General features: G+C 73.2%; 11 protein-coding genes. 4 read left to right on the top strand and 7 right to left on the bottom strand.

The features are described 5' to 3' along the window. Positions 1-77: 77 nt before the first annotated feature. The gene (locus tag ACFXGN_RS25255; RefSeq protein WP_384863278.1) at positions 78-2,153 is read right to left on the bottom strand and encodes a glycogen debranching N-terminal domain-containing protein; all 2,076 of its coding nucleotides are present in this window, start codon (positions 2,151-2,153) and stop codon (positions 78-80) included. Between the two features lie 115 nt (positions 2,154-2,268). Then, entirely contained in the window at positions 2,269-3,732 is a 1,464-nt protein-coding gene (locus tag ACFXGN_RS25250) for a DUF4192 domain-containing protein (RefSeq protein WP_384863275.1), read from the bottom strand. A 140-nt stretch (positions 3,733-3,872) separates the two neighbouring features. Between ACFXGN_RS25250 and ACFXGN_RS25245 the strand changes: the two genes are divergently transcribed. Both ACFXGN_RS25245 and ACFXGN_RS25240 read left to right on the top strand, forming a co-directional pair. Then, on the top strand, positions 3,873-6,056 hold the full coding sequence (locus tag ACFXGN_RS25245) for a RecQ family ATP-dependent DNA helicase (RefSeq protein ID WP_384863272.1): 2,184 nt from the start codon (positions 3,873-3,875) through the stop codon (positions 6,054-6,056). Between the two features lie 227 nt (positions 6,057-6,283). After that, complete coding sequence (locus ACFXGN_RS25240) at positions 6,284-6,913, top strand: hypothetical protein (RefSeq protein WP_384863269.1); 630 nt, start codon at positions 6,284-6,286, stop codon at positions 6,911-6,913. A 78-nt stretch (positions 6,914-6,991) separates the two neighbouring features. Here the strand turns inward: ACFXGN_RS25240 and ACFXGN_RS25235 are convergent, their stop codons facing one another. From ACFXGN_RS25235 to ACFXGN_RS25225, 3 genes are all read right to left on the bottom strand, one after another. Next, positions 6,992-7,627 (bottom strand): hypothetical protein, encoded by a 636-nt coding sequence (locus ACFXGN_RS25235; RefSeq protein WP_384863267.1) that lies wholly within the window; start codon positions 7,625-7,627, stop codon positions 6,992-6,994. 108 nt (positions 7,628-7,735) lie between these two features. Next, entirely contained in the window at positions 7,736-8,446 is a 711-nt protein-coding gene (locus ACFXGN_RS25230) for a ribonuclease HII (protein ID WP_384863264.1), read from the bottom strand. 372 nt (positions 8,447-8,818) lie between these two features. Further along, on the bottom strand, positions 8,819-9,727 hold the full coding sequence (locus ACFXGN_RS25225; protein WP_384863261.1) for an ADP-ribosylglycohydrolase family protein: 909 nt from the start codon (positions 9,725-9,727) through the stop codon (positions 8,819-8,821). A 520-nt stretch (positions 9,728-10,247) separates the two neighbouring features. Here ACFXGN_RS25225 and ACFXGN_RS25220 point away from each other — a divergent pair. Next, positions 10,248-10,778, top strand: a complete 531-nt coding sequence (locus tag ACFXGN_RS25220) for a DUF4240 domain-containing protein (RefSeq protein WP_384863258.1) — start codon at positions 10,248-10,250, stop codon at positions 10,776-10,778. A 19-nt stretch (positions 10,779-10,797) separates the two neighbouring features. Here ACFXGN_RS25220 and ACFXGN_RS25215 read toward each other — a convergent pair whose 3' ends face one another. Together ACFXGN_RS25215 and ACFXGN_RS25210 are read right to left on the bottom strand one after the other, a co-directional pair. After that, complete coding sequence (locus tag ACFXGN_RS25215; protein ID WP_384863255.1) at positions 10,798-11,457, bottom strand: histidine phosphatase family protein; 660 nt, start codon at positions 11,455-11,457, stop codon at positions 10,798-10,800. A 225-nt stretch (positions 11,458-11,682) separates the two neighbouring features. Beyond that, positions 11,683-12,288, bottom strand: coding sequence for a YdbC family protein (locus ACFXGN_RS25210; protein ID WP_384863252.1), 606 nt, complete (start codon positions 12,286-12,288; stop codon positions 11,683-11,685). Positions 12,289-12,596: 308 nt separating this feature from the next. Between ACFXGN_RS25210 and ACFXGN_RS25205 the strand changes: the two genes are divergently transcribed. Next, positions 12,597-13,127: a TerD family protein gene (locus ACFXGN_RS25205; RefSeq protein WP_384863249.1), complete on the top strand. Its 531-nt coding sequence runs from the start codon at positions 12,597-12,599 to the stop codon at positions 13,125-13,127. The last annotated feature ends 370 nt before the right edge of the window (positions 13,128-13,497 follow it).

The following is a 13,497-nucleotide window of genomic DNA, read 5'->3' as shown; positions in this document are numbered from 1 at the left end:
CACGCCTGGTGGAGGCACCGGCGAGGACTTCCTCACCGGGCCCCGAGGCCTGTCTCATGTCCGTTCCCGGCATTCCCTCACACCCCCAGCTGAAGGCCCTCGGCGGCCTCCTCGACCATTCCGAGGCCCAGTCGGCCCACGCGTACGGCGAAGGGTTCCCCCGCGACCACGAGCCCCGAGAAGCGGATCGCGCCCCAGGGGGCGGACCGCATCGGATGCGTCGACACGGACCGGCCCGGGGCGTCGGGCCGGATTCCGGCGAGGGCCAGCAGGGCGTGCACCGCACCGGCCGCCGCGACGGCCGCCGGTCGGCAGGCCGCCGGGTGCGGTACCGGCCGTGCGCCCGCCGTACGCTGCTCCCCCGCGTACATCTCGGGCAGCCGGCGGCCGAACGTCTCCGCCGCGTCGAGCAGCCCGCGCAGCAGCGAGGCGGCTTCCTTCTCGTGTCCGGCGGCGGCGAGCCCGGCCACGGCGACCGCCGTCTCGTGGACGCGTACCGCGCCCGCCCGGTGTCCGAAGGGGTTGTGGCCCGGCTCCTTGGTCCCCAGACCGCGCAGGCCCCAGCCGGAGTCGAGGGCGGGAGTGCCGAGCAGTCGGGCCACCTGGCCGGTCCGGGTCTCGTCGAGGAGGCCAGGCGCGTACCGGCCGCCGCCGAGCAGTCCGGTGTCGAGCAGATGCGCGGCCCAGCCGCCCAGCTGGTTCCAGGTCCGGCCCTCGGGCGTGCGGGCCGCGACGGGGCGTCCCCCGGCCGGGTCGTCGAGCCAGAACTCGTGCCGGAACCGCTCGCGCAGTCTCCCCGCCGTCTCCCGCAGCGCGTCCCCTCCCGGCCGGTCGCACGCGTCGAGCAGGTCCGCGCCGAGGAGGGCCGCGCGGTGCGCGTGGGCCTGGGTCTCGGCCCGCCAGGGGCCACCAGGGCCCGGATCCGGCACCAGGCCGCTCCCGCCCGTCGCACGGCGCAGCCAGTCGAGGCACCGCTCCGCCACCGGCAGCAGCTCCTCCAGATCCGCGGCCGGGAGTCCCCATCGGCGGGCCTCCGCGAGCACGGCGGGGAAGGCGAGGGTGGACTCGATGCCCGTACAGCGGGGCGGGAGGTAGGGGCCCGCGTCCCTGAGGGGGCCCTGGACACGTCCGGAGTCCGGTCCTTCTCCGGGGATCTGGGTGCGTCCGAGGGCGCGGAGGGTGGTGGCGGCGAGCCGGGTTCCCAGGGGGAGCGCCATGCGCGCGGCCCAGAGGGCCTCGGCGGTGACCGGTCCGCAGCGCCAGGGGACCCCGGCCGCGAGGTGGACGTCCGCCGGGTGGGCGGGGTCGCGCTGGAGCAGGGCCCGCAGGTCTTCGACGGAGGTCCGCAGCAGCTCTCCGGGGCGCGGGTCGTCACTCTCGGCGCGGGCCTCGGCGAAGAGGTGTCCGCCGGGTCGTCCGGTGCCCGCTCCTGGTGCTCCGGTGGACCGGCCGGACTCCTCGCGCAGCCGCAGCCGGACGGTGAACGCGGCTCCCGGGGCCAGTTCGGCCTCCCAGCGCAGGACTCCGGCCGCCGCCAGGGCGTCCATGGGCGGCGGGTCCGCCGTGACGGCGACCGACCGTCCGTCGGCTCCCGTCCAGCGCAGTCCGGTGCCGTGCACGGTCGCGGGGAGTTCGGGTCGGTGCCGTCCGGACGCCACCGCGCCCAGGTCGGCGAGATCCGTGCCCAGCGCGATTTCCACCGGGAGCCGGAGGGGGCGGAGGACGGCGCTGCGCAGGGTGATGCGCTCGGTCCCGTCGGCGCTCCGGGTGCGTTCGACGGTGATGCCGGGGTCGGGTCCGGGTGCTCCGGGGGCGCGCAGGACACCGGTGAAGACCGCGCGGTCCGCCGTCGCCATCCGGCCCTGGAGGGCGACGGGCTCCCGTCCCGCCACCCGGAGGACGCACCGTGAGAGGAGCCGTCTGCCCGCCGCGTACACGCCGTCGGGTCCGTCGCCGGTGAGCTGGCCGTGTTCGGGGCAGACAGCGAGGGCGGGCAGGGCCACGCAGAGGAGCGCGCCGTGCACCGAGGGGAGTTCCATGGGAGGGGCTGTCGCGCGTGGGGGCGGGGCGGCGCCGCCCGGGGGGCGCCCCGGCGGGGGGCCGAGGGGGTGTCCGGTGGGGCGGCCGGGGGCCGGGGCGGGTCTGAGGGCCATGGCGGGTACAGGGTGCTCTCTGTGCGGACCGGGCGGCCGGAGGGACGTCGGCGGGCCCGTTGCGACGGCTCCGCCAGAGAGCTGAACGCGTCGGTGGGCGGCCGGGTCACGGTCGTCATCGTCCGCTCCTGCTGCCGCGCTGCCCGTCGGGCTTCGCGGTGCCGCTCCCGGGGCGGGTGGCGGCGGGGCCTCCGGGCCCGACTCCGGCGCCGGGGCGGCGTGCTCCTCCGGTCCGTCGCACCGGCTTCGCGAGGGTCTGGCGGGTGCCCCGCGGGCGGGCCGGGTGCGCGGGGAGTCGGGTTCCTCGCGCGGCGGACGGCTCGGGCTCCCTCACCTCGGACCGGGTGTCCCGTTCGGCCCGCAGGCAGGAGCGCAGCGACTCCGGGTCGAGTCCCTCGTTGCAGGCCTGGTGCAGAAGGCGGGCGAAGACGTACTCGGGGTCGGCGTCGAGGGCGAGACCGAGGGCGACCCGGGCGGTCGGTTCGTCGCCGGTCGACCAGGCGGTCCAGGCGGCGAGGGTGAGGGGTGCGGCGGCGTGTTCCTGGTAGGGGGTGACGCAGCGCCGGGCGAGCACGCGCCAGAGGCGCAGGGCCGTGGCTCCCTCCCAGCCCTCCATCCACTCGGCGGCGCGGTCCCGGGTGACGCGGTCCTGGAGGCCGAGGATGAGCGCGGCGGCCTCGTCGGCGTCGACGAGGGCCTCGTCGGCCGCGTCCCGCTCCGCCGTGCCGCCGCCGGGCCTGCCCGTGCCCGGTGCGGTCACCGTGCCCGGCGGGGCGGTCGGGCCCGCCGGGCTCTTCGCCGCGCTCGCGCTCCCTTGGCCCTTCGGGTCGTCCTTCGGGCCGGCGAATCGGCGGAGGATCTCGCGGGCGAGGGTCAGTGTCCGCTCGCGCACTTCTTCCCGTCCCCCGTCTCCGGTGTCGGTGAGGATCTTCGGGACGATCGAGGCGGCGGTCGTGTCGAGCGCCGCCCGCTGCTGTTCCGCACCGGGCTCCTCGGACGGCCTGAACCGGTTCTCCATGTCCCGGAGGGAGCCCCGCACCTGTACTCCGGCGTAGGTCGCGGTGGCGGCCATCACCGTCGTCCCGCTGAGCGCGAGCGGGGTGCCGTCGGGCGGGCAGCAGCGGGCGTCCGGGCAGCAGTAGGAGAAGTACAGGCCGTCGGTGATGCAGAGGGCCTCGTAGACGGGGATGTCCAGGGCCCCGCAGGCGGTGCGGAGCCGCTGGGCGAAGGGACGGAGGCGCTCCATGACCCGGCGGCCCGTCTCGCCGGGCCCGGGGTCCTGGCAGAGGAAGACGACGATGCCGTCCGGCCGGGCGCCGCCGCTCCTGGTGTCCCCTTCGACGAGGCATTCGGCGAGGTGGTCGGCGGTCGACTCCCATTCGCCGGGCGAGCGGGGGATGCCGAGCCTGACCCGGCCGCCGAACCGGCCGCGCTCGCCATGGAGGGCGACCAGGACGACGGAGTCGGTGGGATGGAAGCCCAGGACGAACGGCAGGGCGTCCGCCAGTTCGGCCGGGCCGCGCAGGGTGATCTGCTGGGTACGGGAAGGTCCGCTGGTTTCATGGCGATTCGCGTTCATGGTCAGGACCGTCTCGTGATCTCCCGAATTCCGAAACCCCTGTGGATAACTTCCGGAACGAGGCTTTCGCCGCCCGTCGAGTTGTCCACAGATCGGCGCCTCGTTCGCGCGATGTCCGAGGCATCGGGTTGCATGGAGCCATGACCCACTCAGCTGCCCCGGAAGACCGCGCCGCCCTCAGGACCGCCGCCGACACCGTGCTCGCCCGTCTCGTCTCGGACCCGACGGGCCGCGCGAGACTCCGCGAGGACCAGTGGCGGGCCATCGAGGCCCTGGTCGTCGACCGGCGCCGGGCCCTGGTGGTGCAGCGGACGGGCTGGGGCAAGTCCGCGGTCTACTTCGTGGCGACCTCCCTGCTCCGTGAGCGCGGCAGCGGTCCGACCGTGATCGTCTCTCCCCTGCTCGCGCTGATGCGCAACCAGGTGGAGGCGGCGGCTCGGGCGGGCATCCGCGCCCGCACGATCAACTCCTCCAACACGGAGGAGTGGGACACCGTCCAGGAGGAGGTGACCGCAGGTGAGGTGGACGTCCTGCTCGTGAGTCCCGAGCGGCTCAACAATCCCGACTTCCGCGATCAGGTGCTGCCCCGGCTCGCGGCGGCCACGGGGCTGCTGGTGGTCGACGAGGCGCACTGCATCTCGGACTGGGGGCACGACTTCCGGCCGGACTACCGCAGACTGCGCACGATGCTGGCCGATCTGCCCCCGGGCGTTCCGGTCCTCGCCACGACGGCGACGGCGAACGCCCGGGTGACGGCCGACGTGGCCGAGCAGCTCGGTACGGGCGTCGACACGGACGCCCTGGTGCTGCGGGGGCCACTGGACCGGGAGAGCCTGAGCCTGGGCGTGGTGAGACTGCCGGACGCCGCCCACCGGCTGGCCTGGCTCGCGGACCACCTCGGTGAGCTGCCGGGCTCCGGGATCATCTACACGCTCACGGTCGCGGCGGCGGACGAGGTCACGGCCTATCTGCGTCAGTGCGGGCACATCGTGTCCACGTACACGGGCCGCACAGAGAACGCGGATCGGCAGCAGGCGGAGGAGGACCTGCAGGCGAACCGGGTGAAGGCGCTCGTGGCGACCTCGGCCCTCGGCATGGGCTTCGACAAGCCGGACCTGGGCTTCGTCGTCCACCTCGGGTCGCCGTCCTCCCCGATCGCCTACTACCAGCAGGTCGGCCGTGCGGGGCGCGGGGTCGAGCACGCGGAGGTGCTGCTCCTGCCCGGACAGGAGGACGAGGCGATCTGGCGCTACTTCGCTTCGGTGGCCTTCCCTCCGGAGGAGCAGGTGCGGCGGACCGTCGACGTGCTCGCGCAAGCCGGTCGGCCGCTGTCGCTGCCCGCCCTGGAGCCGCTGGTGGAGCTGCGCAGGACACGTCTCGAGACGATGCTGAAGGTCTTGGACGTGGACGGTGCGGTACGCCGGGTGAAGGGCGGCTGGGAGAGCACCGGGCAGCCCTGGGTGTACGACACGGAGCGGTATGCCTGGGTGGCGCGGCAGCGGGCCGCCGAACAGCAGGCGATGCGCGACTACGCGGCGACGACGGGCTGCCGCATGGAGTTCCTGCGACGCCAGTTGGACGATGAGCAGGCCGCTCCGTGCGGTCGCTGCGACAACTGCGCGGGGAACCGTTTCGACCCGAAGGTGTCCGACGCGGCGCTCGACGCGGCGAAGGGGGAGCTGGGCCGTCCGGGCGTGGAGGTCGAGCCGCGGAAGATGTGGCCGACGGGGCTCGCCGCCGTAGGGGTCGACCTGAAGGGCCGCATCCCGCCGGGCGAGCAGTCCTTCGGCGGCCGGGCCCTGGGACGGCTCTCGGACATCGGCTGGGGCAACCGGCTGCGTCCGCTGCTCGCCGACGGGGCCGCCGACGGGCCGGTGCCGGACGATGTCGTGCAGGCCGTCGTGCATGTGCTCGCCGACTGGGCCAAGGGACCCGGCGGCTGGGCCTCCGGGGCACCGGAGGCCCCGGCCAGACCCGCCGGAGTGGTCACGGTGGCCTCCCACCGCAGACCCCGGCTGGTGGGCTCGCTCGGACGACGGATCGCCGAGATCGGCAGGATGCCCCTGCTCGGTTCGGTGGAGTACGTGCCGGAGGCGGAGGACCTCAAACTGTCCCGGACGAACAGCGCCCAGCGGGTGGTGGGGCTGCAGCGGACCCTGACGGTCTCCGCCGAGCTGGCCGGTCGACTGGCCGAGGCGGACGGGCCGGTCCTGCTGGTGGACGACCTGTCGGACAGCGGCTGGACCCTGGCGATGGCGGCACGACTGCTGCGACGGGCCGGAGCGGACGGGGTGTTTCCGTTGGTCCTCGCCGTCCAGGGGTGAAACAGGAGGGGAAACGGGGAGTGAACAATGGGCAACTGGGCAGGGATATGAGAGGCATACCCACGCATTCCCGTCAGCGACCTCAATTGCTCGTTGCCGCCCGCGCACGGGCCAGCAAGAATTGGGAAACCGCCCCGCACGGCCGTCAGCGGCCCTGAAGGACTGTGCCGTGGTGCGCCCTCACCCGACCTTGCCCGCTGTGCGGGCGCGTATCCGAAGGGAGGACCGTGACCCTCGGATTCGCTCCGCCCACAGCAACCTCGTTCAGATCTTCGTCCGAGTCCGCCAGCCGTCTCTCTCGGATACTCGAACCCTCCGAGTGGAGCGCGGCGGGGATCCCCCTGCTGCGCAACCCGCGCGAGGTCGTCAGCGGACTGCACTCACGTCACGAGCCGACGCCCTCCATGGCGGTCCTCGCGGTCCTCGACCACGAGGAACGGCTCGCCGCCAGTGCCTCGTTCGTCCGCCGCCCCGCCCCGGCGGACGGCTGGGAGTTCCGCAACGCACTGCTCGCGCATCTGCGCCGGGTCATCCCGCACGACCTCCGCAGACGCTCACCGGTCAGGACGGCGGTCCTGCTGTACTGCCGTGACGGTGACGAGCGGTGGACGGAGGAGGACGGTGCCTGGATGTGGGGGCTCAGGGACGCCTGCACGCTGCACGGGCTCCGTTGCGGTGCCTACGTCACGCTGACCCGAGGGGGCTGGCAGGTGTTCGGCGAGGGCCGGGGCGGCCGGCGCCCGAGTTCCGACTCGCCGCCCGTGCCCCTCGGTGACGGACCCGCCGAGCTGGACCTGCACACACCGCGTACCGCGAGCGGTGCGAACGAGCCGTTGCGCCGGGTCGCCGCACGCTGACGGCACAGAGGACGGAGCGAGGACGGAACGACGTCCTCCTCCGCCGGACCCGGAACGGTCCGGCGGAGGAGCGGCCGTTCAGACGCTCGCGCCCGCTCCGAGGAGCGAGGTGACGCGCTGGGGGTCGCCGCAGACGACGAGCAGCGCACCCGCGCGGGCCATCGCCGACGGCAGGGCCTCGGCGAGGCTGTCCTCCCCGCCGTTGACGGCGACGATCACCACGGGACGGGACGAGGCCCGCTCCAGGGCGGAGGCGTGCGCGAAGAAGACGTCGCCACCGGTGTCCTGCTGGGCCCAGTAGGCGGCTTCGCCGAAGGACAGCTCGTGGGTCGCCCACGGGTGCGGGTCGCCGGTGGTGATCACCAGGACCTCGCCGGGGGCCCGGCCGCTCTCCAGGAGCAGGTCCAGGGCCTCCTCGGCGGCGTCCAGGGCACCGTCGACGGGGGCCGGGATCAGCTGGAGCTGCGGCGCGGACGAACCGCCGGAACGATTTTCCGTGGTGTTCGCCGGGGCGGGCACGGCACCGGGCTGCGGTCGCCGGGCGGGGGCGGCGGGCTTGGCCGGACCCGGCACGGGCTGTCCGGGGCGGGGAGAGGCCGCGGAACGCGGGCCGGGTACGGGACGAGGGGTCTGCGCGGGGCGGCCGGTGGCCGCGGTCGCGCGGGGACCCTGGGCGCTCTCGTGAATCTGAGGCTCCTCGGGGATGAGCGGCATGGGTGGATGTCTATCAAACGCCGCTGCACGAGGCATCGGCGGGTGGGCACAGATGTGCGCCCCGGTCGCGTGACGGGCCCCTTCGGTCAGGGCCCCGCGACCGGAAGTTCAGAAGTCGAAGCCGAGTTGGCCCCCGCTCTCCAGCACGGCCGCCTCGGCGGAGAGGCGGACCTTCTTGAGATGGCTCCACCTGGGCATGGCGTCCAGGTAGGACCAGGAGAGACGGTGCTGAGCGGTGGGCCCCAGCTCTTCGAGCGCGGCCTTGTGGACCGGCGAAGGGTAGCCCGCGTTGGCCCCGAAGGCGTACGCCGCGTACTCCTCCGTCCCGGCTCCGAGCTCCGCCATGACCGTGTCCCGACGGACCTTGGCGATGACGGAGGCGGCGGCCACGGCGATGCAGGACTGGTCGCCCTTGATCACCGTACGGACCTTCCACGGGCCGCCGAGGTAGTCGTGCTTGCCGTCGAGGATGACCGCGTCGGGCCGTACGGGGAGGCCTTCGAGGGCCCGTACGGCGGCGAGCCGCAGGGCCGCGGTCATACCGAGTTCGTCGATCTCCTGAGGAGAGGCGTCGCCCAGCGCGTACGCGGTGACCCACCGCTCCAGTTCCGCGGCGAGCGCGGTACGTCGCCTGGGAGTGATCAGCTTGGAGTCGGTGAGGCCCTCGGGCGGTCGGCGCAGACCTGTGACGGCCGCGCACACGGTGACGGGACCGGCCCACGCCCCGCGCCCGACCTCGTCGACTCCGGCGACGATCTTGGCGCCGGTGGTCGCTCGGATCGATCGCTCGACAGTGTGGGTGGGGGGTTCATACGGCATGGCGCCTGACAGGTTACGCCGCTCGGCACCGGGTGCGATACCCGGTTTCCGTCCGGCCGCCCCGGGGGCCGCCCCGACGGGCTCCGACACGGCCCCGGAAGGGCACGGTCCGGCCGAAGGGATCAACTGGACCGATGCCCACCTGTTCGCTTCCGCACACATGCTTGGAGAGCATCAAAAGACCATCGGGACGGAAGAGTAGTCGATTCCGAAACGGCTACCCAAGACCCATCCCGGCCTCAACTCTCCTGCTCTCGGAGAGAATCAGCACACCGCCGGCACGGATCGACGACACCCGATCCAGCTCTCAGCCTCCAGACCGAGAGCCGACCGGCCCTCTCCACATCGCATCCGCGAATGCCGTCTCGCACCTCAGCGAGGGACGGCCGGGACCCATTCCGGCAGCTCTTCGGTCTGGCGCAGCCAGTCCGCCGGAGGGGCACCGGACGTGGCGGAGGCCACCACGCCTCCGGCGATGGCGCAGGTCGTGTCGACGTCACCGCCGACCTGCGCGGTGGTCCAGAACATGTCCTCGAAGTCACCGAGCCGCCGGGCCGCCGACCAGAGCGCGAAGGGAACCGTGTCGTGCGCGCTGGTCCGGCGACCACTGCCGAGAACGGCCGCGACGGTGCTCGCGTCGCCGTAGTCGAGCATGTCGCGGGCCCTGCGCAGCCCCGCGCCCACCGCGCTGCGCGGCACCAGGGCGATGACCCCGTCGAGCAGTGCCTCGGGCGTGGGAGGTCCGGCGGGGGCCGCCGCCAGAGCCGCCGCGGCGGCCACGGCCATGGCGCCGACGACGGCCTCGCGGTGCTGATGGGTCGTGTACGCGGAGATCTCGGCCTGGTGCGTCGCCTGCTCGGGGTCGTCCGCGTACCAGGCACCGAGCGGCGCGATCCGCATGGCGGCGCCGTTGCCCCAGGACCCCTGGCCCTGGAAGAGGGCGGCGGCCAGCTCCCGCCAGTCGCCGCCCTCCCGGACGAGCCGGAGCATCCGGTTGACCGCCGGGCCGTAGCCCCGGTCGAAGTCGTGGTGGTGGGCGAAGGACAGGGCCAGGGCGTCCTGGTCGATCCGGTGGTGGCCGACGAGGACGGCGAGGACGGAGCACGCCATCTCGGTGTCGTCGGTCCACTGCCAGGGGCCTTCGGGCAGCTCGCGCCGCTTCAGCAGGGGGTAGTGGGCGGGAACGAAGAACTGGGAGCCCAGGGCATCTCCCACGGACAGCCCGCGCAGGCTGGCCAGGGCGCGGTCGAAGCGCCGGTCGAATGCGGAGTCAGCGGTCATCGGTCGGCAACTCTAATTCGTCACGGTGGATCCAGCACCACCTGGCACCCAGGTGGTGCTGCCTGGCCTGTTCGATCACAGCGACCGTGGTGCCTGTGGCCACTGCGACCGGCACGAGCCTCCGGACCTGCCGACGCGCGTCCTGTCTCTGGAATCAGGCCGCCGCCTGTCCTGCGGCTCCTCATGACCGGCGCCGGCACCCGTACCCCGGGAAAGGAACGACTCGCCTCCGCCACAGCACGACACCCCGGAACCCATGAGCACACTCCGACCGACCTGCCCGGTTCTCCGCCGCACGAGCACCACCCGCCCACCCGCCCACCCGGACGCCCCGGACGCCCCTGACGCCGGACGCCCCGGCACCCACGCACCCACGCACCCACGCACCCACGCACCCACGCACCCACGCACCCACGCACCCACGCACCCACGCCATGAACGCCCACGGCAGCGCCTCGCTCCTCACCAGGGCCCGCTGGGAGGAACCGCTCTGTCAGTGCCGGGTGACATGCTCCGCCACATGGACAAGGAGCAGTTCTGGGAACTGGTCGAGGCGGCCCGAGGCCGGGTGGCCGACCCGCACGACAGCGAAGCCGTCGCGCGCGAGGCGACCTCGCTGCTGGCCGACCGGCCGGGCGAGGAGATCGTCGGCGCCGAGCAGGTGCTGTGGGATCTGATGGCCAGGTCCTACACCAGCCCCTTGTGGGCCGCCGCCTACACCGTCAACGGCGGGTGCTCCGACGACGGCTTCGATTACTTCCGCGGCTGGTTGATCGCTCAGGGTCACGACGCATTCGAACGCGCTGTCGCTGATCCGGACACGCTCGCGGACCTGCCCGTCGTTCACACGTCCGCTACAGAGGGCTTCGATCTGGAGTGCGAGGACATGCTGGGCATCGCCTGGCACGCGCACGTCACAGCGACCGGCGAGCCTCCCGCGGGAGCTCCAGCCATCCGCTACCCCCCGCTGGACCCCACTTGGGCCTTCGACTTCGGCGACTCCGAGGAGATAGCCCGCCGCCTCCCCCGCCTGGCCGCTCTCCACCTGTAGGACCGGCGGCACGACGTGCCTAGCCGGTGGGACCGTACGGTTCCGGGGTCCGCCAGCGCTCGAACGGCCGGTCCAGGCGGTACCTTCCGTCCTCGTCGAGCAGAAGGACCCGGGTCTCGGCGTTGCCGGGGTTCGACAGGGACTCGAAGTCCGCGACCGTCCAGTGGAACCAGCGCATACAGAACAGGCGCATGGTCAGTCCATGGGTGACCAGGAGGACGTTGGGAGGATGGTCGGGCGCCTCGAAGCTGCGGTAGAGGCTTTCCAGGAAGGCCCCCACGCGGTCGTAGACGTCCGCGCCCGACTCGCCCTGGGCGAAGCGGTAGAAGAAGTGCCCGTAGGCGTCCCGGTAGGCCTTCTGGAGGCGTACGTCCTCCCGCTCCTGCCAGTTGCCCCAGTCCTGCTCGCGCAGCCGTGGCTCCTCCCGCACACGCACCCGCTCCGGTGCCAGCCGGAAGGCGCTGAGCGTCTCGTGGGTGCGGCGGTACGGGGAGACGTACACGCTGACCGCCTCGTCCCCGAAGAGTTCCCTCAGCCGCTCCCCCGTCTCCGCCGCCTGCCGCCGTCCCGTCCCGGTGAGCCTCAGGGCGTGATCGGGCTCCCGTTCGTACACCGTGTCATCGACATTGCCTTCGGACTCTCCGTGTCGTACGAGGACGATGCGCCGCGGTCGTGCCATACCCCGACCCTAGATCGCCGTCTTCGAGCAGGCTCGACCGAGGAGGCGTCCGGAGTCCATCCGGCGTATGTCCCCGGTGGAGCGGCGGCGCGGGGCCCGGTCGTACGAGACCACCACGAGGGCTCCTCGCGAGCGGCCCTCCGGCGGTCGGCCGGGCGGTGAAGGCGAGGGGCGCGTCCGTCACGGGCCGAACGTGCCCCGGTGGCCGACCCGGCGGACGGCCCCTCAGACCGTCCAGGCGCCTTCGAGCCGCACCACGTCGCCGTCGAGTGCCGCCACGTCGGCGGCGGTGTGGGCCCGCAGGCCCAGCCGCTCGATGCGTTCCACGCGGTACTTGCCGTGCTCCGCCGCGGACTGCCACAGGGACAGCACTATGAACTCGCTGCCCGGCGCCTCCCCGAACAGGCCCCGGAGCATACCCGGGGACCCGGCCATCGCCGGGTTCCAGACCTTCTCCTGCATGAGCGCGAAGTGTTCCGCGCGCTCCTCGTGGACACGGCAGTGGGCGACGCGCGCCACGTCGGCGTCGGCGAACTTCGGCTCGAACCCCGTCTTCACGTCGAAACGGTGGTCGAACAGCTTGACCTGGGCGTTCTTGAAGGTGCCCGCCTGCGTCGCCGCGAGCCGGTCGTGGGAACGCGCCATGAAGGAGTCGTAGAACGCCCGGCTCTCCCAGAACGCGAAGACATGGGCGACGTCCGGACGAGCCCGGCTCCACCCGCCGCCCTGGCCCCGGAATCCCGGCTCACCGAGCAGCCCCGCCCATTTCCGCTGCCCCCGCTCGAACCCTCGACGGTCCATCACGGTGCAGCGAATCCACTTGACCAGCACCGCGCCATCGTACGGGGCGGACGACCGCCCCGGCAGACCCCGTCGAGGCCCGCAGCAGGCCGTGCGCCAAGTCCCCCACCGCTCAAGGCGAGTTCATCGACCCCCCGCCCACGTGCGCGAATTCGAGCCATTCGTGGGGCGAGATCCGGCTCCTCACAGCCCCTTCGCGGTGCTCTCCTCCTCGCTCCCGGGTCCGGTGTCACCGCCGCATGACACCATGAGTGATCGGCTCACGACTACGGGCTTCGGACGGGTCGGACGGTACGACGGAGGCGTGCGCGGGGACGTACGCGGAGAGGGGAAGCACCATGAGCGGACTCAGCAAAGGGGTCGGACGGGTCGAGGTGGCGCTCAAATGGGACCCCGCGCCGTCCGGCGCGCCGTCCCACGACCTCGACCTGGTCGCGGGCGTCTTCACGGCGGACGACCCGCACGGGGCACCGGCCCAGTTGGTGCACTTCGGCAGCCGCTCCCCCGACGGCACGATCACGCTCCACCGCGACAGCCGTACGGGGCAGGGCTTCGGTTTCGACGAGGCGATGACCGTGGAGCTGAACCGTCTGGCACCGCGCTACACGCGCGTGGTGGTGGGCGTGGCGATCCAGCAGGGCGCGGGGCGGCTGGCCTTCGGCGACATAGCGCATGTGGGCGTGCGGGTCCGCGAGGGCTACACCGATCTCCTGGTCCACGACTTCGCGGACGTCGCGGACGCGCGGTCGGCGACGATCGTGGAGTTCGTCCGCGAGGGCGCCGACGACTGGTCGTTCCACCCCCTCAGCCACGGCTTCGACGCCGACCCGCAGGCCTTCGCCGCACTGCTCGGCTCCGTCCGCCCCTGACCTCGGCCCGGCCACCGGGCCTTCGGCCACGGGCCGCCGCGCACTCCGCGCACGACGAAGGGGACCGACCCGGGGCCGGTCCCCTTCATGAGCCACCGCTCAGCCAGCCGCGCGGGCCACGTCGGACGCCGTGTCCCGCGCGGTCCGGCCGGTGTACCGGTGGAGATCACTTATTGCCGACGTGCGCTGTTCCTCGGTGTCCGGCTCTCGATGGGATGTCGTCGGCTGTTCCCACAACGGCGAGTAGGGCAAGCCCGACGGTGGCTGAGCGGCGATCGGTGCCGTAGCGGACCAGCCAGCGGCCCGTTCGACGAGCGCGTTCCGTGTCCACCCGCGCAGCCGCGGCGGCGATGTGCTCGTTGTGGCGGAT

Source organism: Streptomyces sp. NPDC059247 (assembly GCF_042754005.1).
In the GTDB taxonomy this organism is placed as follows: Bacteria; Actinomycetota; Actinomycetes; order Streptomycetales; family Streptomycetaceae; genus Streptomyces.
Note: the sequence above shows the minus strand (reverse complement) of the source record. Positions and strands in the feature narration are given on the sequence as shown.

Excerpts from the sequence above, each read along its gene's own strand:
- ACFXGN_RS25255 (WP_384863278.1), bottom strand. The coding sequence starts at position 2,153 with ATGGCCCTCAGACCCGCCCCGGCCCCCGGCCGCCCCACCGGACACCCC.
- ACFXGN_RS25250 (WP_384863275.1), bottom strand. The coding sequence starts at position 3,732 with ATGAACGCGAATCGCCATGAAACCAGCGGACCTTCCCGTACCCAGCAG.
- ACFXGN_RS25245 (WP_384863272.1), top strand. The coding sequence starts at position 3,873 with ATGACCCACTCAGCTGCCCCGGAAGACCGCGCCGCCCTCAGGACCGCC.
- ACFXGN_RS25235 (WP_384863267.1), bottom strand. The coding sequence starts at position 7,627 with ATGCCGCTCATCCCCGAGGAGCCTCAGATTCACGAGAGCGCCCAGGGT.
- ACFXGN_RS25230 (WP_384863264.1), bottom strand. The coding sequence starts at position 8,446 with ATGCCGTATGAACCCCCCACCCACACTGTCGAGCGATCGATCCGAGCG.
- ACFXGN_RS25225 (WP_384863261.1), bottom strand. The coding sequence starts at position 9,727 with ATGACCGCTGACTCCGCATTCGACCGGCGCTTCGACCGCGCCCTGGCC.
- ACFXGN_RS25220 (WP_384863258.1), top strand. The coding sequence starts at position 10,248 with ATGGACAAGGAGCAGTTCTGGGAACTGGTCGAGGCGGCCCGAGGCCGG.
- ACFXGN_RS25215 (WP_384863255.1), bottom strand. The coding sequence starts at position 11,457 with ATGGCACGACCGCGGCGCATCGTCCTCGTACGACACGGAGAGTCCGAA.
- ACFXGN_RS25205 (WP_384863249.1), top strand. The coding sequence starts at position 12,597 with ATGAGCGGACTCAGCAAAGGGGTCGGACGGGTCGAGGTGGCGCTCAAA.